This window comes from Rhodococcus sp. 15-649-2-2 (genome assembly GCF_002258645.1).
Lineage (GTDB): Bacteria > Actinomycetota > Actinomycetes > Mycobacteriales > Mycobacteriaceae > Rhodococcoides.
On record NZ_NPFM01000021.1, the window covers coordinates 40,665 to 61,815 of the forward strand.

Sequence of the window (21,151 nt, forward strand, 5' to 3'; positions counted from 1 at the left end):
TGCATCAGCTGGACGTCCGGTGTTCAGATGTTGTTGTGTGCGCTCTATACCCTGGCGAGATCATCCCATCTCGAAGGGCAGATCATGGAGCTCAGGCATCTGACGGCGTTCATTGCCATCTCCGAAGAACTGCACTTCGGACGCGCCGCCGCCCGACTGCACCTCACCCAACCGTCGTTGAGCGCCCAATTGCAGAAGCTGGAGAAGTCGCTGGGAGTGACGTTGGTGGCCAGGACGTCGCACGAGGTGACGCTGACACGAGCGGGTCGCGAATTCGAGAGTCAGGCGCGGCTCATAGTTCGACAGATGGACACGGCGGCCAGGGTCACCCGGGCGGTCGCGACCGGTGAGGAACGGTCTCTCAACATCGGTTACAACTTGCCGGCCAGCCGGCACGTACTGCCCGACGCCCTGGCCCGGATGAATCGCGATCACTCGGACGTCGTGGTTTCGCTGTGGGAGAAGCGAACCGGCCCACAGTTGACGGCTCTGAAAGACGGCACTCTCGATGTTGCGCTCGTCTACGGCCGCCCTGGATCGGGGGAGTTCAGGCATCGCCGGGTGCTGCAGGGTTTACCGCTTGTCGCCGTGGTCGGCAGGAAACACAGTTGGGCAGGTCTGTCCCGAGTTCCGTTCGCGGACTTGGCAGGTCAATCCTGCATCTTGTTCGACCGAGAGCAGTGCCCGGCGATGTACGACTCCATTTTCGCGGCGGCCGCCGACAACCGCATCGGACTCCATGTGGCTCAGACTGCCGATGACCCAGGTGCGACGGCTCACGTGGTGTCGGTGAAGCCATTGGTCGGGTTCGCGTCGTGGTCGCGGGCGACCTCGGCGGGGATGGGAGCCGTTGGGTCGAACACAGTGGCCGTCAAGCTGTTCGATCCAGTCCCGACAATCGATCTGTATCTCGTCTGGCGAGGCAACGAGTGCAACCCCGCAGTCGACGCTTTCGTGCGTTGTATCGAACCGGCGTGATCACTTCAGGCCCGACCTGACGAACGCGTCGACGATGTGCCGTTGCAGAACGACGTAGAGCAGGAACACCGGTAGGCACGCCATTCCTGCGACAGCCATCATCGGTCCCCAGTCGGTGCCCTCGGTGCCCATGAAGCTACGCAGACCCAGTTGCAGGACGGCGTTGCTTCGCTGCAGTACCACTGCAGGCCAGAAATATTCGTTCCAGGAGTTGACGAACAACAGGATCGACAGGGCTGCGAGTGCGGGCCTGAGGTTGGGGACCACCACAGTCCACAGGATCGACCACGAGGAACGTCCATCCATTTGAGCGGCCGAGATCAGCTCTTTCGGAAAGCCTGCCATGTGTTGACGAAGCAGCAGCACGGCCAATGCTGAACAGAGTGTGGGCACGACGACGCCCGCGAGGGTGTTGATGAGCCCCAGCTGATACAGCAGAACGTAGTTCGGCAACATCGTCACCTGGAACGGCACCAGCCACGTGCCGACGAACGCGAGGTACAGCAACTTCTGGAACCGGAACGTGTACATCGCGAAGGCGTACGACGCCAAGACAGCGATCAGCAGCTGCGCCGTCGACGACGCGAGCGCAACGGCAAACGTGTTGCCCAACAGGCCGAACAGGTCCACCTTGTTCGCCGCGTCGACATAGTTGGCCACTGAGAGGGGCCACGGCACGGGGGAGAGCGAATAGACGTCGTCGGGGCGGCGCAACGACGTCGCGAACAACCAGTAGATCGGAAACGCGCACGCCAGCGCGGTGATGCCGAGAATCAGATGTCCGCGTACGCGGCCGATATCAATCGTCATGAAAGGCAACCTTTTCCGACAACCACACGAGACCGCCTGCGAGCGCCCCGAATCCCACGAACAGCACGATGCCGGCGGCCGCGCTCAGGCCGGCATCGAAAGTGCGGAAGCCGTAGTCCCACAGCAGGTAATAAATGTTGGTGGTAGACCGAGACGGACCGCCCTGAGTCAGGGTGTCGATGAGCGGGAACGTCCACTGAGCGCTCAACAACACAGTCATCAGGGCGAGGAACACCAACGTCGGCGACAGCAGCGGCAGAACGATCCACCGGTCGATCTGCCATTTGGACGCACCGTCCGACTCCGCAGCCTCCTGGTACGACGTGTCGATACCGGCCATCCCCGCGGACACCACCAGAACTGCAAAACCCAGGAAGTGCCAACCTGTGATCACGATGACGACGAACTGTGCGGTGTCGGCGTCCTGAATCCAGTTGCGATCGGAGCCGATGACGCGGTTGACGATGCCGGCACCTGGGTAGAGTAGCCACTGCCACACGGCCGCTCCGGCGACGGGCGCGATGAGGAACGGCGCGAAGACGATGCTCTGGTAGACAACCCGTGCGCGTCCGTTCACCTTTCGGGTGGCGAACGCGATGCTCACCGGAAGTACGATGGAAAACGGCAACAGTCCGATGATCAAAATCACTGTGCGCCGGAGGGAATCTCCGACGGCCGGTAGCTCGAGCAGTCGTCGATAGTTGTCGGCACCGACCGGAACCATCGGTGTGGTCGGCAGGAGGTTCCACGAGTAGGTCGACAGTTCCGCGGCCTGCACCAGTGGTCGGTACGTCCACACGATCAACAGGCCGACAGCCGGTGTCAGATACAAGTACGGCTGCGCCGACCTGATCACCCGCCGCCACCGGCCCTGGCGAACGAGGGGCCCTGCATTCGTACTGACGACGGTCTCGAGCGGTCGATCCGCCACGGCGATGAACACCCCTTCTCACCCGGCCTGGTGTGAGAGATGGGCGAGCTTGTCGAGTACCGATTGCCGAGACTCGTCGTACACGGTGGCGGCAGGCGCCACCTCGACGGCGGTTGCGGTGAAACCGGATTCGAGCAGATCTACGCGAGTGAAGCCGAAGCCGGAGAGGCCTCGGTGCCGCCCGGCCGGGGGAAAGGTGTCGACACGGTACGACATCGCAGGACCGACCCACACCGGAACACCGCCGACGGACCCTGCACCTGTGTGGTGGGCGTGGCCGCAGACGATCACCCGCACGTCCGATCCCGCAATCGCGCACTCGAGGTCAGCAGGGTTCTGCAGCCTCAGATAGTCGACCGTCACCACCGGCGACGAAATAGGCGGGTGATGCAGCACCAGGATCGTGCCACGAAGTGATGGCACCGCCAATACCTCTGCAAGCCAACGTAGTTGATGTGGCTCTATCCGGCCGTCGTGCCGCCCCGGTGTCGAGCTGTCGAGGACGACGATGCGAACTCCGTCGACGACCTGCACCGAGTCGAACGTGCGATCCGGGTCCGACGCCCGAGGGTCGTCGAGTAACTCGCGACCGAACGCCGCCCGCTCGTCGTGATTTCCCATCGCGTAGATCGTTGCTGCACCCAGTGATTCGGCCACCGGATCGACAGCACCCCGCAGTCGACGGTACGCGGCCGGATCACCGTCGTCGGCCACGTCACCGGAGAAGATCATCGCGTCGATGCGCTGCCCGGAGGCCGCGAGCATGTCGAGAACACACGTCAGATTGGCAAATGTATCGACACTTCCGTGGACAAGTTCTCCTTCGGCCCGCAGATGCGTGTCGCTCAACTGCACGAGCGTGAATCCTGCCCCCTTGGGTCGTTCCGCGGGCTCCCCTCCTGCCTGCTGGGGTCGTTCCGCGGGCTCCACTCCCAACCCCCTCATGACGCGGGCAAAAGTGTCGCGGCCTGCTCGCGAGCGGCAGTCAATGTCGCAGCCGGGTCTGCACCCTGGTACACGATCGATTCGACGGCGTCCATCATGCCGTCCCGGATCTGAAGATAGTCATTGCCGGGCATCGACACCCACGGCTCCATCGTTTCCAGCTGCGTCAGGTTGGGTTCGATCAGCGGATTGGACTCGGCCCACTCCTTCAACCCGTCGGGATCGTCGACGAGCCCGGTACGCAAGGGCAGGTAGCCGATACCCTTAGAGATCGCGATGTAGGACTCTTCGCTGGTAAGGAACTCGATCAGCTCCCAGGATGCACGCTGCTTCGCGGGGTCGGAGGCGAAGGTGAACAGTGACGCCCCGGAGTTGGTCGGTACGACGGGCTTCGAGCCGAACGACGGCATCGTGGTGGCCCGCAGGTCCCACTTGTCCTTCGCGCCCTTGATGAATGTGCCTTGTATTGCGCTCGTTTCGAGGATCATTCCCATGTCGCCGCGGGCAAAGGCTTCGTACCCCTGTTGCTGGCTGAGCTTCGGCGTGGCCCCGGCGTCGACGAGTCCGCGGGCCATGGCGGTGGCGTCGACGGCAGGTTCTGCATCGAACTCGAGCGTCGACCGGTCCTGCGATATCGCTCGACCGCCGTTGGACCGAACCAGGCTCTGGAAGCACCAGTCCTTGGCCGATTTGGTGAGGCAGTCCAGATACACCCCGCCCTTACCGGTCTTCGACGCGATGGCCGATGCGGCAGTGGCCACCTCGTCCCACGTGGTCGGCGGAGTCGCCGGATCGAGACCGGCCTGCTCGAACAGTGTTGCGTTGTAATAGAAGACAGTCGTGGAGAAGACGAACGGCACTCCATATGTCGTGCCGTCCCAGTCGGCAAGTGCTCGCGCAGTAGGGGCGTACGGGTGCCGTACGCCGTCGAAGTTGCGCTGTACCTCGTCCTTGCCGACGAGATCGTCGAGCGACTTCGCGCCCAGCTGGTGGATGGTGAAGTCGAGGTCACTGAAACCGAGCTGCGCCACGTCCGGCGGTGCCCCGGCGACCATCTGGCTCTGGATACTCGACACGGTGTCGGTGGCGGGATTGGGGCTGTTGCCCTGAGGCTTTTGCGCGGTGACGGTGATGTTCGGATGTTGCTTCTCGAACTCGGAGATCAGGGCGTCGAACGTGTCCGTCCAGGCGCCGGCCAGCCCGTAGTTGTAGCTCTCGAAGACGATAGATACCGGTTGATCAGGGGCGAGTTCTGGAATAGATGCCGGTACTGCTGTCGAGGTGGGGGCGGAGGTACTGCCGAGTCCTCCGCAGGCAGTCAACAGCAGAGCGCTCACTGCCAGCGCTCCCGATCCGATGAGAATGCGTTTCACTGTCTGCACTTTCCGTTCGATGAGACGAGAGGGATGGTCAGGCGACGTAGAGCGGTGATCGGTCTCGGGCAGGTGTGTCCTCGGGTGCCCAGATCAGGCGTCGCCCGGTTTCGGGGTCGAACAGATGCACGTCCGTGGGCTCGACCCGGATGGAGATCGGGTTTCCCACGCAGGCCTGGGACGGGCGAGATGCTCTGATGCACAATGTGTTCAAGCCTGCTAGAACGTGGACGAGCTCCTCGCTGCCGAGGTTTTCCACCGTCGTGACGTCGGCATGTAGGCGAGCGGGTGCGTCCGTGATGTGCATCTTCTCCGGCCTGATGCCGACTGTGACCGGCTGATCGGTATGTGCGCCCGCCTCGATCCCCAGGGGAATGTTCACTCCTGGAGCCACGGCGTGAAGTTCGCCTCGATGCGCCGTGACGGTGGCGTCGAACAGGTTCATCGGCGGGGCACCGAGGAATCCGGCCACGAAAACCGATTTCGGGGTGTCGTAGAGCTCGGAAGGTGTGCCGACCTGTTCGATGCGGCCGTTGTCCATCAGTGCGATTCGCGTCGCCATCGTCATCGCTTCGACCTGATCGTGTGTGACGTAGAGGAAGGTGGTGCCGATCCGCCGATGCAGTTCGATCAACTCGGTGCGGGTGGCGCTGCGGAGCTTGGCGTCGAGATTGGACAGGGGCTCGTCCATCAGAAATGCGCCTGGATCTCGAACCATGGCCCGCGCCAAAGCAACTCGCTGCCGCTGCCCGCCGGAGAGCTCGGCCGGTCGTCTGTACAACAGCTCACTCAGATCGAGGGCTGTGGCAACGGCGGCCACCGAATCCGCAATACGGCTACGGGAGAATCTGCGTGACCGAAGCGGGAAGCCGATGTTCTTGGCAACGCTCAGGTGCGGATAGAGCGCGTAACTCTGAAACACCATCGCAAGGTCTCGGTCACGCGGCGGCACGACGGTGATGTCTTTGCCGTCGAGCAGGATTCGGCCGCCGGTCGGCTGGGTCAGGCCTGCGACCAGTCGAAGCAGGGTCGACTTCCCGCAGCCGCTCGGTCCGAGTAGAACCAGGAATTCGCCGTCGGCGATATCGAGATCTATCTCCGTCAACGCATCGCTGCTGCCGAACTTTTTGGATACGGACTCGAGCTGTATACGGCCCACCGCACAACCCCTCACCTGGTGCTGTCGAATCGATGGCCATATGCCAACACCCGCTGGTGTATCGGAGGTGAACGCAACGCGGTCGTCGCGGCGAGCAGAACGCAGAGCAACCTCGTTGAGCTGGAACGATAGGTTGTCGCACTCAACCGATCGTCAACGCAACAGCGCCGAAACCTTCCTCTGGGTCTGGATCGTCGTCTCGTGCCCGACAGTAGAAGATACAATGCGATCATCCAGATCTCTGTCATCGTCACGGTGGTGGCCCTCGGGTGAGCGCGGCCGGCCTGCTTCGATCACCGGAGTCGGCTGTGTAGTCAGTGATTCCGATGTTGTGTCCGAGCCGATCGACGTATCCGGTGAAATTCCCGGGCTGTTCGGAGGTCGGGCTGCCCCCGTCGAGTGAGGGTGCAATCTCGATCCCTACGATCCAGAGTCCGCGTACGGCCCCGAAAGCTATGACGCCGACATAAATGAACAGCTTCGTCTCCGAGGACGGCACCACACAGCTCACGCGTTCGGTGACAGTGACACGACCGTCCGGAGTACAGGTATCGGTGCGATCGACGGTTGACCTCGACCCCACCCAGTACGCACCGCTGGTGTTGCCGGAACCACTGTCTTTCGAGGTGCTCGATGCTGTGGCGCAGGCTCCGATTGCGCAGTGGCCATGACCGATTCGCAGAGAAGGTCCACCATCCGCGCCGGAGTTGCGGTTGCTGTCGCCGCCGTATCCGTCGTCGCTGCAGTCGTCGTGGTATCGATGCAGGATGTTCCCGTCGAACAGCCGTCGGACGTCCAGGCTATGACACCGACGTTCTCGGAGGAGACAACAACCACGCAGGCACCGACCGGGCCCATCCTCGACCCGACGTGGCAGATCGACGCGGAGACCGTCTACGGACGCGAGTTCGCCGCATTTCGTTCTCCCGCAGCAAATCTGCAATTCGATTCGAGTGTCGCCGGGGTGATCGACGCCGGTGATGTTCTCGTCACTGCCGCGGGACTGCCGAATCCTCGGTCGTATTCCGTGGATTCGATCGAGTTCGTGGCCATCGATGCCGAGGACGGGAGTATCCGGTGGAAGAAGTCACCCGGCAGTGTCGACCAGTGCGCAAGCGAGCTCGTGGGTAACGACATCGTCTGTCTGGATTCGTATTCCGACGTACCGTCCATCGTGAGGATCGGCGTGGACGACGGGGAGGCACGGAGAACGCCGATCCCCGAAGCCTGGTTCCCGTACGCCATCGAGAGCGACGGGCAGTCCGTCTTTCTGCTCGAGGGCAACCCCGAGGACGGCGAATCGGCGTTGCACGGGGGTTCCATCGATGCCCTCGATCGGATGTGGTCGCGCCCGATCACGTCATTCGCGGGCTGGGACGGCGTCGAGGGCCCGCTGATTCACGTGTCCGACGGACGAGGGCTTGTCACCCTCGGCGGTGAGGCCACATTCTTCGATCCCCGTACCGGAACGCCGCTCGACGGTCTCGAATTGACCTCCGACACAACCGTCGTCGACGCAGGCGGTGCGGACGTGTGGACGCTGCGCGATCCGTACGCGTCCGAGACGACCGTCGGCAACACCGCTTGTTCGTTCGAGGAGAACGCGCTCGTGGCCACCACGGAATCGAACGACGTGCGGTGGCGATGGCCACTGCCCGAACGGTCCGACGGATTCACTGAGTCGGGTTCGATCGTCGAGACCGCGTCGGGGGTGTTCTTTCTCGGAACCGATTCGATCGTCCGTCTCGAATCGGTGCCATCATGACCTCGTGATTCACCGAAAGCACAGTACGTCGAACTATTCGCGGTGCGGGGTTCGCTCACCGGTGTTCGGGTCGACGTCGAACAATTGGTCGGTGCTGTCGGGTGCGTAGACGACCGTGTCGATTTCACGAGCGCGGCGTCGGGCACCGTCTCGAACGGCGAAGAACGCGGCACCGAACAGCACGACGACGGTGACACCGGCAACGATGGCCCACCCTTCGAAGCCGCCCGCCAAGGCGGCGATCAGACCGCCTGCGGCCGCGATTCCAGCGAAAATCAGGATGACGGCCAACATGTTCTCGACCGCACGTGCCCAGCTTGTCTTGGAAGGCCTTTTCTCGACCATGGGGGATGTTCCTCTCGCTAAGTTCCATCCCCGGATACCCGGAAGTCCGTCGACTATGCCGTCGGCCTTGCGAAGCGCTCCGCTACTGGGCCTTACGTGCGCGGTAGGCGGCAACTGCCGCTCGGTTGCCGCAGGTCGTGCTGCAGAACCGGCGTGAGCGGTTGCGTGAGAGATCGAGAACCAACCCGTTGCAGTCCGGATCTGCACAGACGTCGAAGCGGGACAGCTCGTCGGCGCGGATGACGTCGATCATCGCCATCGCAGTTTCGACAACGATGCGGGTGGCGAGCGGACTGTCGTCGGCCACAGCGTGAACGTGCCAGTCGAGGTCTCCGTGGCGGACCAGTCGCGGCAGGGCCGAGGACTCGGCCAGCAGTCGGTTGACCTCGACCACGGCGTCTTCGCGGCTGCTGGTGAGCAGAGCGCGCAGGGTCGGCCGTAATGCCCTCACCGCCTCGAGCTCGGCGTCGTCGCCGTCGAAGCGGCCGGAGTAGCCCTGCTCGGTGAAGAACTCGGCCAGCTCGTTGCGTGTGGTCAACGTGTCCGGATCCTCGGCGGAATTGACCAATGCCACGGCGGACAGAAGCGACAGTTCTGCGTCATGAGCAAAAAGCATGTTGACACCTTACCAAGTCGGTCTCTACTGTCACATGTCATGACGGCTTACACTCATGACACGACGGTGGACCTCGCGGCCACGCATGACGCTGCTGCGCGCTCGCGCCGGCTTTCGGGGCTCGGGTTCGCGTTGCTCTCGGCCGCGTCGTTCGGGCTCTCCGGTTCGCTGGCCACGGGATTGCTCGATGCCGGCTGGACTGCAGGCGCAGCGGTGACCGCGCGAATCCTGCTCGCCGCCGCGGTCTTGCTGATTCCGTCGATCCTGGCGCTGCGTGGACGCTGGAGCTTGCTGGCCAAGAACTGGAAGCTGATCGCGGCGTACGGAGCGTTCGCAGTCGCCGGCTGTCAGCTCGCCTTCTTCAACGCGGTCGGGCGCATGGAAGTGGGTGTAGCGCTGCTCATCGAGTTCACCTCGCCGGTAGCCGTCATCGGGTGGATGTGGTTCCGCCATCACCAACGCCCCGGCCGCTCGACCCTGGTGGGTGCGCTGTTGGCCGCAATGGGTCTGGTGCTCGTGCTCGACCTGATCTCCGGTGCCGACGTCGACACCGTCGGCGTGCTGTGGGCGCTCGGCGCGATGGCCGGTGCTGCCGTCTACTGGGTGCTCTCTGCCGACGAGACCAATGGACTTCCGCCGATCGTGCTCGCAGGCGGAGGCTTGCTCACGGGTGGGCTGATCCTGCTCGTCGCCGGACTCGTCGGCATCGTGCCGTTCGCAGCCCCGCTCACCGACGTCACCTTCGTCGATGCCGTCGTTCCGTGGTGGGTTCCGATCGTCGGGCTCGGAGTGGTGACGGCAGCGCTTGCCTACGTCCTCGGGATCGCAGCCGGTCGACGTCTCGGTTCGCGGTTGGCGTCGTTCATGGGTTTGATGGAAGTTGTTGCGGCACTTGTGTTCGCGTGGCTGCTACTCGGTCAAGCGCCGGCGCCGATCCAACTCGCCGGTGGCGCGCTGATCCTGCTCGGCGTAGTCGTCGTCAAATCCGGCGAACGATCCACCGCGGATGCCCCGGTGGAGCCGCTGCAGAGCAGAGCCTGAGCTTTCCGGTTCCGACCCTGCCGCTAGCCGTCGACGCGTCCGAACACCACCGCGGCCAGGATGGTGTGGGCGCTCGCGATCACGGATTCGAGAGGTTCGCGTTCGGGGGACAGCAACCATTGCTGAGCAATGGTGAGGACCGCGCCGACGAGGCCCATCGCCAATGTTCGACGGTTCGGCCCGGCCAGGCCGCGGCTGGCCCCGACGGTCTCGGCCACCTGTAGCACGGTCGTGGAGAACGAGGTGGTGGTCTTGCGGTACAGCGCGTCGACGGTAGGGGACACGCCGAGGATTTCCACGAAGGCAATGCGAGCCGATTTCGGCTGCTCGGCGACGAACGTGAAGAAGCCGGTGAGTGCCCCTCTGAGCACCTGTTCGCTGGAATCCCGCTCTGCGGCTGCTCCGACGAGGATGCTCTCGCGCATCGCGTCGGTCGCCCGGGCGTAGGTGGCCATCAACAAGTCCTCGCTGTTGGTGAAGGACTCGTAGAAATAGCGCTTGGTCAGCCCGGCCTCGTTGCACACCTTCTCCACGGTCGCCGTCCGGTATCCGGTGGTGCCGAATACTTCGACGGCTGCGTCGAGCAGGCGGATCCGACGCTCCTGTTGCCGCTGCTGCGGATCGGCACCTCGGTAGGTGCGGCCGACTTCACTGTGATGGATGGTCACACACAGATCTTGACACCGCTCGGTATCAGATGCAAAGTGTTCGCAGACAAGCATTCGGATCGAGGGGGAGCACATGGCGGCGTCGACGCTACGGAACAAGGTGGTTCTGATCACCGGAGCAGCACGGGGAATCGGTGCCGCCACTGCGCGCGACCTGGCCGGCAAAGGTGCCCGGCTGGTCCTCGTCGACGTCGACGAGGCCCCGCTGCGAGAGCTGGCGACGCAGCTGAAGGCCGAAGCGTTCGTCGCCGACGTCCGAAATCTGGACGACATGCAGCGCGCCGTCGACGGCGGGATCGAGGCGTTCGGAGGCATCGATCTGGTGCTCGCCAACGCAGGAATCGCCAGCTACGGCTCGATCATGCAGGTGGACCCGGCCACGTTCCAACGCGTCATGGACATCAACGTGATGGGCGTGTTCAACACCGTCCGCGCTGCGTTGCCGTCGTTGATCGAACGCAACGGCTACATCCTCGTCGTCTCCTCGCTGGCCGCGTTCACCCCCTGCCCCGGTCTGGCGGCCTACAACGCGAGCAAGGCTGCGGCCGAGCATTTCGCGAATGCGCTTCGGCTGGAGGTCAATTACCGGGGTGTGGACGTCGGCTCGGCTCACATGGCGTGGATCGACACCCCGATGGTGCAGGACGCCAAATCCGATCTCACGGCATTCCAGGACTTGCTTGCGGTACTGCCCGGCCCCCTCGGCAAGACAATGACCGTCGAGCAGTGCGTCGACGCCTTCGTCGACGGCCTGGCCAAGCGCAAGCGTCGCGTGTACGTACCGCGCTGGGTGGGTGCAGCGTCCTGGTTCAAGGCCGTCATCACCTCGCGCGTCGGCGATCGCAGCATGCTGGCGCACGTGCCGACCATCCTGCCCAAGATGGACGAAGAAGTAGCTCGCCTCGGTAGGTCCGAGAGCGCTCGCAACAAGACCAGCTGACCCCCCACCGAAGGAATCGTTGCTGATATGACTGCCGTACTGACTACCCCCGAGGTCGATGTCCTCATCATCGGTGCCGGCCTGTCCGGTATCGGGGCCGCGCGTCACCTCGGGCACGATCTGCCCGGGAAGACGTACACCATCCTGGAAAGCCGCGGGGCGATCGGTGGAACGTGGGATCTGTTCCGTTACCCCGGCATTCGCTCCGATTCCGACATGTACACCCTCGGGTACAGCTTCAAGCCGTGGATGGGTGAGAAGTCCATCGCCGACGGCACCGACATCCGCAACTACATCGTCGAGACTGCCCGAGAAGCCGGCGTCGACAAGCACATTCGGTACCACCACAAGGTCGTCGCCCTCGAATGGTCGTCCGAGCAGCAGTTCTGGACGGTGACTGCGCAGCGTAGCGACACCGACGAGACCGTCACGATCACCGCGTCGTTCGTGTTCTCCTGCAGTGGTTACTACAACTACGACAAGGGATTCAGTCCCGAATTCGCCGGCCAGGAGAATTTCGGTGGGCAGGTGATCCACCCGCAGCACTGGCCCGAGGATCTGGACTACGCGGGCAAGAAGATCGTCGTCATCGGCAGTGGCGCAACGGCGATCACGTTGGCACCCAATCTCGCTCGCGATGCCGAGCACGTGACCCTGCTGCAGCGCTCGCCGAGCTACATCCTCTCGCTGCCGTCCAAGGACCCGATTGCGCAGGCATTGCGGAAGCGACTGCCGAAGAAGCTGGCGTACAGCGTGACTCGACTCAAGAACGTGTCGATGGCCATGTTGATCTTCACCTTGAGTCAGAAGTACCCGGAATTCATGAAGAAGCGGATCCGGAAGCTCCAGGAGGGGTGGCTGCCGAAGGGATACGACCTCGACACCCACTTCACCCCGTCCTACAACCCGTGGGATCAGCGGCTCTGCCTGGTGCCCGACAACGATCTGTTCCGTTCGATCCGCAAGGACGAGGTCTCGATCGTCACCGATCACATCGACAGCTTCACCGAGACCGGTCTGAAGCTGAAGTCCGGGCAGCACCTCGACGCCGATATCGTGGTCACTGCAACGGGATTGAACCTGTCCGCACTCGGCGGCGCGACGTTCCGTGTCGACGGTAGAGACGTGGATCTGCCCAGCACCATGGCGTACAAGGGCATGATGCTCACCGGCATCCCCAACTTCGCTTTTGTGGTCGGATACACCAACGCGTCGTGGACACTCAAGGCCGACATGGTCTCGAACTACGTCATGCGACTTCTCGCGCACATGGACGAGAACGGGTACAGCACCGTCGAGCTCGAACGCGATCCCTCCGTCGACGAAGAGCCGTTTCTCGACTTCGCCGCCGGTTACGTGCTGCGGGCCGTGGACAACTTCCCGAGGCAGGGCAGTGAAACTCCGTGGAAGCTGCGGATGAACTACTTCCGGGACCTGCCGGTTCTGCGGTACGGCAAGCTCGTGGACAAGGCGATGAAGTTCGGGCGGCCCCGCTCGAAGGTCGCGGTCGGTTCCTGACGGGAATAGATCCCGTCCGGGATCGTTTGTTCCGGACATGAAAATTGGCATCATCGGAAGTGGACAGATCGGCGGCACGCTCACGCGCCGACTCGCAGCACTCGGTCACGAGGTTCGGTTCTCCAACTCGCGTGATCCGGAGACTCTCGCCGACCTGGCGGCAGAAACCGGAGCGACCGCGGTGTGGGCCGCGGATGCCGCAGAGGATGCCGACCTCGTCATTCTGAGCATCCCGCAGAAGAACGTTCCGGATCTCGCTCCAGGAATCACCAGTGCCCGCAAGCCCGGAGCGCCGATCATCGAGACGAACAACTACTACCCGCAGCAGCGTGACGGGCTGATCGAGGAGATCGAAGGCGGAACACCCGAAAGCGTGTGGGTGGCCCAGCAACTCGGTGAGCCGGTGATCAAGGCCTTCAACGGAATTTGGTACAAGCACTTGCTCGAGAAGGGCGTACCGGCCGGGACCGACGGGCGCATCGCGCTTCCGATCGCAGGCAACGACGGCGACTCGAAGAAGTTCGTGTTCTCGGTCATCGACGAGCTCGGCTTCGACCCGGTCGATGCCGGAACCCTCGAAGAGTCCTGGCGACAGCAGCCGGGTTCGCCGGTCTACGGCAAGGACTTCGGAGTCGACGCCACCGTCGAGGCCCTGAGCAAGGCAACCGAAGAACGCAGCGAGGAGTGGAAGGCCTGACAGCTGGGCTGACTACAGGTCTGTGTCGACTACAACTGCCTTGAACTACCTGACGCGGCCCTCGCGGAGTGTGCGCTCCGCGAGGTCGCGTAAGGGCCCGGTCAGGGCAGAATCCCCGACTCGGCACGAATGCTCGCCCACCGACACGCTCCAGACGAATGTGTCGCGGGCGTTGGACTCGGCCGCGTCGGTGGCCTGCTGATCGGCAAGGTACGGCTGCGCGGCCTCGACCAACGACTGCCATTCCGGCTCGTCGGTCTCGACGACGCCACGCTTGGACATTCCAGCGACGCCGCCGGTTCGCAGTACCTCGATGCGCAGGCTCATCTGCCCTCGATCACACCCGATCGTCGTTCGGCTTCGGTATGGGCTCGACCCCGGTTGTCTTCACCCCCACGGTAGACCAACCCGAGGCCACAGCCTCGGCAACGTCGGACCCGGCTCCGAATCGCTTGTTCGCCGCCGCGAGTGTTGCGGCGGCAAAGCCGGCGAAGTCCACTGTCGGTGCGAGTCCGCCGACAGTCATCGTGTCGAACCAGACCTGCCCGACGCGGTCCCACGCCGGACCTCCCAGAGTGGTCGCGGCAACGGCGAACGCCCGGTTGGGAATACCCGAATTGATGTGCACCCCGCCCTCGTCCTCGGTGGTGACGACAAAATCGTCCATACTCGCCGGCTGCGGATCCTTGCCCAACACATCGTCGTCGTACGCGGTGCCGGGCTCGAGCAACGAGCGCAGAGCCTTCCCCTGAACGGCGGGAAGGAACAGACCTTCACCGATCAGCCACGACGCGTCCTCGGCGTTCTGCTTCGCGGTGTACTGCTCGACGAGTGCGCCGAAGACGTCGGAGATCGACTCGTTCAGTGCGCCGGCCTGGTCCTTGTACTCGAGCGGAGTGGTGTACTGCGTGAACCCGTGCGCGAGCTCGTGCGCGATGACGCCGAGTGAGACGGTGAATCGAGCGAACACCTCGCCGTCACCGTCGCCGAACACCATGCGCGAGCCGTCCCAGAACGCGTTGTCGTAGTCCTGGCCGTAGTGCACCGTCGCGTCGAGGGGCAGGCCACTGCCGTCGAGGCTCGAGTAGCCGTAGACCTCGTCGAAGAACGCGTAGGTCGCGCCGAGACCGTCGTATGCCTCGTCGGTCGCGGCATCGCCGGTGGGATCCTCACCCTCGGCGCGAATCTGCTGGCCCGGGAGGTCGCGAGTCGATTTCGCGTCGGCGATCGTGCGTTCGAGTGTGCCGCCGGTCCGCGGCGCGATGGCGGTACGTGCCTGGACGACTTCTCGCCCCGCCCGCATCTCACGGTCGGCGAGCAGCGTGGCGCGGGCACCGGCTCCCTGGAGCCGTTCGAGCAGAAACGGTGGAACTACAGAATGGAACGTCACGCGGTGACCCCCTAGGTCCGTGGCATATGTGGTGATGTGTTCCAGTGTGCCCGAGGGCACCGACAATTCTCGTTCCTCGGCGCAGAGCTCACTCGCACATCGTCGACAGATCGACGCGGTCCACCTCGCTCGGGGGACGCAGTGCGGTGACGGTCGCCCAGTTCCGGGCCAGTAGGGAGGCGTCGGAATCGTCGTCCTCGGCTCGGATCGCGTCGAACCGGACGGTGACGAAATCTTCTCCGCGGTCTCCTATTTCGGCCTGTACCGCGCCGTAGCGAGCCAGTGACGCTGGGACGATTCCGGCGAAGTCGGCGAGGGGAACGTCGGGAATGTTGACGTTGACCACGGCATCGACCGTCAGGTGCGCGACCATCCATGTCACGGCCAGGTGTGCGACGTGTTCGGCGGTCTCCCAATGCGACGGCCGAGTGGCGAGCGACGACAACGCCATGGCAGGAACCCCGTGCGTCAGGGCAGTCAGCGCCGCACCCACCGTTCCCGAATGCAGAATGGCAGCACCGGTATTGGGGCCGTGATTGATACCCGAGAGCACGAGGTCCGGTACGTCGCCGAAGGCCCCCCTCGTGGCGACGAACGCGATGAGGGCAGGCGAGGCCTGCACCGCATAGGCCGTCACATCGGGTAGCCCGTCGATCTCGGTCATCTCGATACCGAGGTGGTCGTCGACGCCCATTCCCGTCAACGAAGCGCTGGCACCACTGCGCTCCTCGTGGGGCGCGGCCACCACGACGTCGAGGCCGGCATCGAGGGCGACCCGTGCCAGCAGGGCGATGCCTGCGCTGTGCACGCCGTCGTCATTGGTGATCAGGGCTCTCATTTCTTGCCCGCCTTGCTGTACGGACGCACGTCCACCGATTCGGTCAGCCCGAGTACCAGATCTTTTCGGCCGCTACCGAGGCCGCGGCGGGTGACGTTGGCGGTGCCCGCGCCTCCACCCAGCCGTAGCGACTCCTGCATCGACATTCCCTGGGCGATTCCGGCGGCGATGCCGGCGCTCATCGAATCGCCTGCGCCGTGGTGGTCGACCATCTGCAGACCCGGGGTGACGATCTCGAGCACGTCGCCCTTCACCAGAGCCAACGCCGGGTCTCCCGCTCGTGAGATCACGACGACCTCGGCACCGGCGTCGTGCATCTTTCGCATCGACTCGATCAGGTGCTTCGGGTCTTCGGACTCGGCACCGCCGTCGGCGATGAGATCCTCGTGACTGACCTTGAGCACCGTGAGACCGCCGGTGAGAGCGGCCTGCATCGTCGGTCCCGACAGGTCGGCTACCACCGGGACATCGAGCGCGCGTAGGTCCGCGCACAGCCGCTCGTACACCTCGGCCGGCACGATGTCGTCGGCATGCGGACCGCCGAGGATCGCGACGTCGCTGCGGGCACCGGTGGCGAGCGCGGCACCGAACAGATCGTCGAGTGCATGCCTGGCCAGCGGCGGTGGGTCCACCGTGGCCAGTACCTCACGCTTTCCGCTGCGGCGATCGTGCACGTAGGAGCCACTTTCCTGGCCGATATCGATGGAGACGACGGAGATGCCCTCACTCTCGACGATGCCGCGCAGCACGGCACCGATCTCGCCGCCGAAGACCCCGGCGAGCGTGACATCGAGTCCGAGCACCGACGCCATTCGCGCGATCCAGTGACCCTGACCGCCCGCGTGGACGTGCAGTTCGGTACTGCCGTTCGGGGCGGCGTCGAGAGTGACCGTCAACAGTGGAGACGGTGCGAAGACGAGGGCAGTGGGTGTACGAGAGGAGGAAGGCACCGATCGCGAATGCCCGATTTGTCAGGTCCGAAACGGATAGAGCGGGAAGGGTCGGTCGAAGAAGTCTTCAGAATCGACGACGCAGGCGCATCCCGATGGGGCGTCCGTCCGGGTCGACGAACAGGCGGTAGGCGAGTGCGGCGAGTCGCTGTTGCCAGACGGGCGGCACCGAGATCTCGTGCCTGCGCAGCCGGCCGACGGGCCGGGACTCGGCGGACGGGTTGCGATGCCAGTTGTCGAGAGCGGTCGCGCTGGCCGAGACCACATCGAAGAACTGCTGCGGGTCGACGAGGTCTGCGTCGTCGCCGTCGGCCCGTCCCAGGTGCTCGCGGATCAGTTCGAGTCTCAGGTTCCGTGCGTGGGTTCTGGCACCGTCGCCGAGGCCTGCCGGGTCCAACGGCGCCCGATCGTCGCGCTGCTCGTCGACAATGGCCGCGGTCAGCTCCGAATCATGGGTCCAGGAGCGGCGATTGAAGTTGTCCGATCCCACCGCGGTCCACACGTCGTCGATGATGCAGACCTTCGAGTGCACGTATACCGGTATGCCGCGGTCGTTTTCGATGTCGAGTACCAGAACGCGGTCGCCGCCGGCCGCGCGGATGACCCCGAGTGCAGCCGAGTGTCCCAGCAGCGCAGAGGGAATGGTCAAGTTGCTGTCGTCGTCGAGGTGCTTGGGGACCACCACCACCAACTTCAGGTTCGGCTTCCGGCGCAATGCCGCGGCGAAGACGCGAGCGACGTCGACCGACCACAGATATTGATCCTCGATGTAGATCAGCTCGGTGGCCCTGTCGAGAGCTTTGGCGTACGCGCGGGCCGCGCTGCGCTCGCCCTTCGTGGCGAACGGGTAGGCGGGGCGCCGGCGGGGGTAGGTACGCAACAGCTGCACCGAGCACGTGCCCAGGGGCTCCGGGGGTGCCGCCGCGGGAGGGAGTTCCGACGGCTCGCGCGTGACTCCGCGCAGCAGGTCGGGTATCGCGTGCCATGGCAAACGGGAGAGAGCGGCCGGATCTTCCCAGCGTTCGCGGAAGACGTCTTCCACGTCCCGCACCGCCGGGCCTTCGATCTGCACCTGCACGTCGTGCCACGCGGGAATCTCGCCGTACTCGGGCGGGAAGGGACGTGAGACAGGATCGCCGAAGTGATCGGCGTCATCGCGTCGGGCACGGGCCAGGTCGATGCCACCGACGAACGCGACGTCGGGCAGATCTTTCCTGCCGTACCGCACGACCACGAACTTCTGATGGTGGCTGCCCAGCGTCAGCACGCGCTGGTCGAGGATGACCTCGCCGCCCGCCTCCTCCAGCCGCAGTGCGAGCTTGCGGTTCTTCGGACCGGTGAAACCGAGGGTCTCCATGTGGGAGCGCCACACCATGCCCTTGACGATGCCACCGCGGTGCGCGACGGCGGCCAGGGCATCTTCGACGGTCACGCCGTCGTCGGTGAGCAGCTGCTCCGGGTCGCCGCGCCAATCGGTGAAGAGCACCAGATCGTCGCGCTCGGTCTGCTCGAGGGCTCCTGCGAGTGCAGCGAAGTAGGTCTTGCCGTGCACCAGATTTTCGACGCGGTTGCCCTCGGTCCACGCCGAAATACGGGTGTCGTCGTTGCCCCGCTCGGGCGCGGTGAGAAACCACGGGTGCGCGGGGTCGAAGTGGCGCTCGGGGGCAATCAGAGCGGAGGTGGACCGGCCGAACTTCTCGGCAACTCCGTCTACGACGCGCCGGATGCGCTGCACTATCACGCACGCATCATTTCACCCGGTTTGAAGGCGAGAGTGGGCGGGCACCCCGGCGATATGACTCAGGTACCCAACGTCACGCTCAGAAACGGCAAGCAGATTCCCCAGCTCGGCTTCGGCGTCTTCCAGATCGACCCGGAGGAGACCGCGAAGGCCGTCGAAACGGCGCTCGAGATCGGCTACCGACACATCGACACCGCCGAGATGTACGGCAACGAGAAGCAGGTCGGCGAGGGCATCCGTAACTCCGGAATCGATCGCGAATCTGTCTTCGTCACCAGCAAGCTCAACAACGGCTTTCACCGGCCCGACGACGCGCGGAAGGCATTCGACAAGACGCTCAGCGACCTCGGAACCGACTACGTGGACCTCTTCCTCATCCACTGGCCCCTACCCACTCGCTACGACGGCGATTTCGTATCCACGTGGAAGACGTTGGAGGAGTTCGCAGCCGACGGCCGCGCCCGCAACATCGGTGTCTCCAACTTCCAGCCCGCCCACCTCGATCGCCTCGCAGAGGAGACCGATACGGTCCCGGCGGTGAACCAGATCGAGGTGCACCCGTACTTCGTCAACAACGATGTATGGGCCTACGGCCGTGAGCATGCCATCCCCACCGAGGCGTGGTCGCCGATCGCTCAGGGCAACGTCCTCGACGACGCGGAACTGCAGCGAATCGCCGATGCGGCAGGCAAATCCGTTGCACAGGTGGTGCTCCGCTGGCACATTCAGCGCGGCAACATCATCTTCCCGAAGTCGGTGACGCCGGAGAGGGTCAAGGCCAACTTCGAGATCTTCGACTTCGAGCTCAGCTCCGCCGATGTCGACGCCATCACGGCTCTCGACAAGGGTGAGCAGGGACGTACCGGACCGAATCCGGATACGTTCGACATGATTCCGGACTAGCACGTAACACTGTGGGCCCGAACGTCTTCGGACGTTCGGGCCCACAGTGTTACCACTCTGCAGTCGTTCGATCAGCTCTTCAGAGTCGATCCGGTTGCGGCGGTGACCTGCTCGGTGGTCACGCCGGGTGCCAGTGCCACCAGCTCGAGGGTGCCGTCGCCGACGACGTCGATGACGGCGAGGTTGGTGATGATGCGATCCACGACGCCCTGGCCGGTGAGAGGCAGAGTGCAGGCGTCGAGGATCTTGGGGTTGCCGTCGCGGTCGGTGTGTTCCATGACGACGATGACGCGTCGGGCACCGTGTACGAGGTCCATCGCGCCGCCCATGCCCTTGACCATCTTGCCGGGCACCATCCAGTTGGCGAGGTCGCCGGTGCGGGAGACCTGCATGCCGCCGAGCACCGCCGTGTCGATGTGGCCGCCGCGGATCATTCCGAAGCTCAGCGACGAATCGAAGTATGCTGCACCGGGATTGACGGTGACGGTCTCCTTGCCCGCATTGATGAGGTTGGCGTCGACCTTGTCCTCGGTGGGGTAGGGTCCGGTGCCCAGGATGCCGTTCTCGGAGTGCAGGGTCACCTTGACGTCGTCGGTCAGATATCCCGGGATGAGCGTCGGCAGTCCGATGCCGAGGTTGACGTATTCGCCGTCGATCATCTCCGCTGCGGCACGTTCGGCCATCTGATCGCGGGTCCATCCTGCACTCATGCTCGCACTCCTGAACTGACGGTGCGCTTTTCGATGCGCTTGTCCTGTGGCCCGGTGTGTACGACGCGTTGGACGAACACGCCGGGCAGATGTACGTGGGCTGGGTCGATCTCGCCCGGCTCGACGAGGTTCTCGACCTGCGCGATGGTGATCTTGCCGGCCATCGCAGCGAGAGGATTGAAGTTCATCGCGGTCTTGTCGAACACGAGATTGCCTGCCGTATCACCTGTTTCGGCGTGCACCAGAGCGAAGTCGGCGTTTATGGATTCTTCGAGTACGTATCGCTTGTCGCCGAACACTCGCGTTTCCTTGGGCGGCGATGCGATGGATACCGAGCCGTCGGCGTCGTAGCGCCACGGCATTCCGCCGTCGGCGATGGGGCTGCCGACCCCGGCGGGGGTGAAGAATGCGGGAACGCCGTTGCCGCCGGCGCGAAGTCGTTCGGCGAGGGTGCCCTGAGGGGTCAGTTCGACCTCGAGTTCGCCGGCGAGGTACTGCCGGGCGAACTCCTTGTTCTCTCCGACGTACGAGGCAGTGACCCGGCGAATACGTCCCGCTGCCAACAGGATTCCGAGTCCGTAGCCGTCGACGCCGCAGTTGTTGGAGAACACCTCCAGCTCGTCGGCGTCGGTGTTCGCGATGGCCTCGATGAGAGCGTCCGGAATACCGCACAGCCCGAAGCCGCCGACCGCGATGGTCGCCCCACGGCCGATGTCCGCGACCGCATCGGCAGCGGACGCGTAGGTCTTTCCTGTCACAAGAACTCCTGATGTGTTCGTTGAGCAAACGATGACTTCAGTGAACCTGAGCTGCACTTCGTTGTGGCAAGAACG

The 21,151-nt window shown here is 64.1% G+C and carries 22 protein-coding genes and 1 pseudogene; 8 read left to right on the top strand and 15 right to left on the bottom strand.

The annotated features are described in order from the left end of the window. Positions 1-84: 84 nt before the first annotated feature. Complete coding sequence (locus CH305_RS12070) at positions 85-978, top strand: LysR substrate-binding domain-containing protein (RefSeq protein WP_032404997.1); 894 nt, start codon at positions 85-87, stop codon at positions 976-978. On the opposite strand, the gene CH305_RS12075 is transcribed toward CH305_RS12070, so the two are convergent. From CH305_RS12075 to CH305_RS12095, 5 genes are all read right to left on the bottom strand, one after another. Further along, positions 979-1,788 (bottom strand): carbohydrate ABC transporter permease, encoded by an 810-nt coding sequence (locus CH305_RS12075; protein WP_037149115.1) that lies wholly within the window; start codon positions 1,786-1,788, stop codon positions 979-981. Further along, positions 1,778-2,719 (bottom strand): carbohydrate ABC transporter permease, encoded by a 942-nt coding sequence (locus CH305_RS12080; protein ID WP_094703981.1) that lies wholly within the window; start codon positions 2,717-2,719, stop codon positions 1,778-1,780. Before CH305_RS12080 ends, CH305_RS12075 begins: the two co-directional genes overlap by 11 nt. An 18-nt stretch (positions 2,720-2,737) precedes the next feature. Further along, positions 2,738-3,574 (bottom strand): metallophosphoesterase, encoded by an 837-nt coding sequence (locus CH305_RS12085; protein ID WP_256983709.1) that lies wholly within the window; start codon positions 3,572-3,574, stop codon positions 2,738-2,740. 86 nt (positions 3,575-3,660) lie between these two features. Further along, a complete protein-coding gene (locus CH305_RS12090; protein WP_094703830.1) occupies positions 3,661-5,037 on the bottom strand; it encodes an ABC transporter substrate-binding protein in 1,377 nt (458 codons plus the stop codon). Positions 5,038-5,074: 37 nt separating this feature from the next. Beyond that, positions 5,075-6,196 carry an ABC transporter ATP-binding protein gene (locus CH305_RS12095; protein WP_032404613.1) on the bottom strand — a complete coding sequence of 374 codons (1,122 nt, stop codon included), beginning with the start codon at positions 6,194-6,196 and terminating at the stop codon, positions 5,075-5,077. A 470-nt stretch (positions 6,197-6,666) separates the two neighbouring features. Here CH305_RS12095 and CH305_RS12100 point away from each other — a divergent pair, with 470 nt between their 5' ends. Further along, positions 6,667-6,867 (top strand): hypothetical protein, encoded by a 201-nt coding sequence (locus CH305_RS12100; protein ID WP_032404614.1) that lies wholly within the window; start codon positions 6,667-6,669, stop codon positions 6,865-6,867. Further along, entirely contained in the window at positions 6,864-7,961 is a 1,098-nt protein-coding gene (locus tag CH305_RS12105) for a hypothetical protein (protein WP_094703831.1), read from the top strand. Before CH305_RS12100 ends, CH305_RS12105 begins: the two co-directional genes overlap by 4 nt. Positions 7,962-7,994: 33 nt before the next feature. On the opposite strand, the gene CH305_RS12110 is transcribed toward CH305_RS12105, so the two are convergent. Beyond that, the gene (locus tag CH305_RS12110) at positions 7,995-8,306 is read right to left on the bottom strand and encodes a hypothetical protein (protein ID WP_141215839.1); all 312 of its coding nucleotides are present in this window, start codon (positions 8,304-8,306) and stop codon (positions 7,995-7,997) included. An 82-nt stretch (positions 8,307-8,388) separates the two neighbouring features. Further along, positions 8,389-8,922: a CGNR zinc finger domain-containing protein gene (locus tag CH305_RS12115; protein WP_032404616.1), complete on the bottom strand. Its 534-nt coding sequence runs from the start codon at positions 8,920-8,922 to the stop codon at positions 8,389-8,391. A gap of 39 nt (positions 8,923-8,961) precedes the next feature. Between CH305_RS12115 and CH305_RS12120 the strand changes: the two genes are divergently transcribed. After that, complete coding sequence (locus tag CH305_RS12120) at positions 8,962-9,963, top strand: DMT family transporter (protein WP_032404617.1); 1,002 nt, start codon at positions 8,962-8,964, stop codon at positions 9,961-9,963. A 23-nt stretch (positions 9,964-9,986) separates the two neighbouring features. Here CH305_RS12120 and CH305_RS12125 read toward each other — a convergent pair whose 3' ends face one another. Next, the gene (locus CH305_RS12125; RefSeq protein WP_032404618.1) at positions 9,987-10,631 is read right to left on the bottom strand and encodes a TetR/AcrR family transcriptional regulator; all 645 of its coding nucleotides are present in this window, start codon (positions 10,629-10,631) and stop codon (positions 9,987-9,989) included. A gap of 73 nt (positions 10,632-10,704) precedes the next feature. On the opposite strand from CH305_RS12125, the gene CH305_RS12130 reads away from it, so the two are divergent. The 3 genes and pseudogenes from CH305_RS12130 to CH305_RS12140 all read left to right on the top strand — a co-directional run. Continuing rightward, entirely contained in the window at positions 10,705-11,571 is an 867-nt protein-coding gene (locus CH305_RS12130; protein ID WP_032404619.1) for an SDR family oxidoreductase, read from the top strand. 27 nt (positions 11,572-11,598) lie between these two features. Continuing rightward, complete coding sequence (locus CH305_RS12135) at positions 11,599-13,089, top strand: NAD(P)/FAD-dependent oxidoreductase (RefSeq protein ID WP_094703832.1); 1,491 nt, start codon at positions 11,599-11,601, stop codon at positions 13,087-13,089. A gap of 22 nt (positions 13,090-13,111) precedes the next feature. After that, positions 13,112-13,786: pseudogene (locus CH305_RS12140) on the top strand (NADPH-dependent F420 reductase); the annotation flags it as partial. A 45-nt stretch (positions 13,787-13,831) separates the two neighbouring features. Here the strand turns inward: CH305_RS12140 and CH305_RS12145 are convergent. The 5 genes from CH305_RS12145 to CH305_RS12165 form a co-directional block, all read right to left on the bottom strand. After that, the gene (locus CH305_RS12145) at positions 13,832-14,113 is read right to left on the bottom strand and encodes a protealysin inhibitor emfourin (protein ID WP_052058257.1); all 282 of its coding nucleotides are present in this window, start codon (positions 14,111-14,113) and stop codon (positions 13,832-13,834) included. Positions 14,114-14,123: 10 nt separating this feature from the next. Next, positions 14,124-15,176, bottom strand: a complete 1,053-nt coding sequence (locus tag CH305_RS12150; RefSeq protein ID WP_256983711.1) for a M4 family metallopeptidase — start codon at positions 15,174-15,176, stop codon at positions 14,124-14,126. Between the two features lie 88 nt (positions 15,177-15,264). Then, positions 15,265-16,014, bottom strand: coding sequence for a 5'/3'-nucleotidase SurE (gene surE / locus CH305_RS12155; RefSeq protein WP_037149093.1), 750 nt, complete (start codon positions 16,012-16,014; stop codon positions 15,265-15,267). Further along, complete coding sequence (locus CH305_RS12160; protein ID WP_256983712.1) at positions 16,011-16,964, bottom strand: 1-phosphofructokinase family hexose kinase; 954 nt, start codon at positions 16,962-16,964, stop codon at positions 16,011-16,013. Before CH305_RS12160 ends, surE begins: the two co-directional genes overlap by 4 nt. A gap of 67 nt (positions 16,965-17,031) precedes the next feature. Then, positions 17,032-18,705: a phospholipase D-like domain-containing protein gene (locus CH305_RS12165; protein WP_094703835.1), complete on the bottom strand. Its 1,674-nt coding sequence runs from the start codon at positions 18,703-18,705 to the stop codon at positions 17,032-17,034. Positions 18,706-18,759: 54 nt separating this feature from the next. On the opposite strand from CH305_RS12165, the gene CH305_RS12170 reads away from it, so the two are divergent. Continuing rightward, positions 18,760-19,608: an aldo/keto reductase gene (locus CH305_RS12170; RefSeq protein ID WP_094609330.1), complete on the top strand. Its 849-nt coding sequence runs from the start codon at positions 18,760-18,762 to the stop codon at positions 19,606-19,608. A gap of 71 nt (positions 19,609-19,679) precedes the next feature. Here CH305_RS12170 and CH305_RS12175 read toward each other — a convergent pair whose 3' ends face one another. Together CH305_RS12175 and CH305_RS12180 are read right to left on the bottom strand one after the other, a co-directional pair. Next, positions 19,680-20,318, bottom strand: coding sequence for a 3-oxoacid CoA-transferase subunit B (locus CH305_RS12175; RefSeq protein WP_094703836.1), 639 nt, complete (start codon positions 20,316-20,318; stop codon positions 19,680-19,682). Continuing rightward, on the bottom strand, positions 20,315-21,076 hold the full coding sequence (locus CH305_RS12180) for a CoA transferase subunit A (protein WP_032404628.1): 762 nt from the start codon (positions 21,074-21,076) through the stop codon (positions 20,315-20,317). Before CH305_RS12180 ends, CH305_RS12175 begins: the two co-directional genes overlap by 4 nt. Between the last annotated feature and the right edge of the window lie 75 nt (positions 21,077-21,151).

What these genes read in the sequence shown, in the direction of transcription:
- CH305_RS12120 (WP_032404617.1), top strand. Translation starts at nt 8,962, where the DNA reads ATGACGGCTTACACTCATGACACGACGGTGGACCTCGCGGCCACGCAT.
- CH305_RS12100 (WP_032404614.1), top strand. Translation starts at nt 6,667, where the DNA reads ATGAACAGCTTCGTCTCCGAGGACGGCACCACACAGCTCACGCGTTCG.
- CH305_RS12070 (WP_032404997.1), top strand. Translation starts at nt 85, where the DNA reads ATGGAGCTCAGGCATCTGACGGCGTTCATTGCCATCTCCGAAGAACTG.
- CH305_RS12135 (WP_094703832.1), top strand. Translation starts at nt 11,599, where the DNA reads ATGACTGCCGTACTGACTACCCCCGAGGTCGATGTCCTCATCATCGGT.
- CH305_RS12105 (WP_094703831.1), top strand. Translation starts at nt 6,864, where the DNA reads ATGACCGATTCGCAGAGAAGGTCCACCATCCGCGCCGGAGTTGCGGTT.
- CH305_RS12075 (WP_037149115.1), bottom strand. Translation starts at nt 1,788, where the DNA reads ATGACGATTGATATCGGCCGCGTACGCGGACATCTGATTCTCGGCATC.
- surE (WP_037149093.1), bottom strand. Translation starts at nt 16,014, where the DNA reads ATGAGAGCCCTGATCACCAATGACGACGGCGTGCACAGCGCAGGCATC.
- CH305_RS12175 (WP_094703836.1), bottom strand. Translation starts at nt 20,318, where the DNA reads ATGAGTGCAGGATGGACCCGCGATCAGATGGCCGAACGTGCCGCAGCG.
- CH305_RS12115 (WP_032404616.1), bottom strand. Translation starts at nt 8,922, where the DNA reads ATGCTTTTTGCTCATGACGCAGAACTGTCGCTTCTGTCCGCCGTGGCA.
- CH305_RS12145 (WP_052058257.1), bottom strand. Translation starts at nt 14,113, where the DNA reads ATGAGCCTGCGCATCGAGGTACTGCGAACCGGCGGCGTCGCTGGAATG.
- CH305_RS12130 (WP_032404619.1), top strand. Translation starts at nt 10,705, where the DNA reads ATGGCGGCGTCGACGCTACGGAACAAGGTGGTTCTGATCACCGGAGCA.
- CH305_RS12110 (WP_141215839.1), bottom strand. Translation starts at nt 8,306, where the DNA reads ATGGTCGAGAAAAGGCCTTCCAAGACAAGCTGGGCACGTGCGGTCGAG.
- CH305_RS12170 (WP_094609330.1), top strand. Translation starts at nt 18,760, where the DNA reads ATGACTCAGGTACCCAACGTCACGCTCAGAAACGGCAAGCAGATTCCC.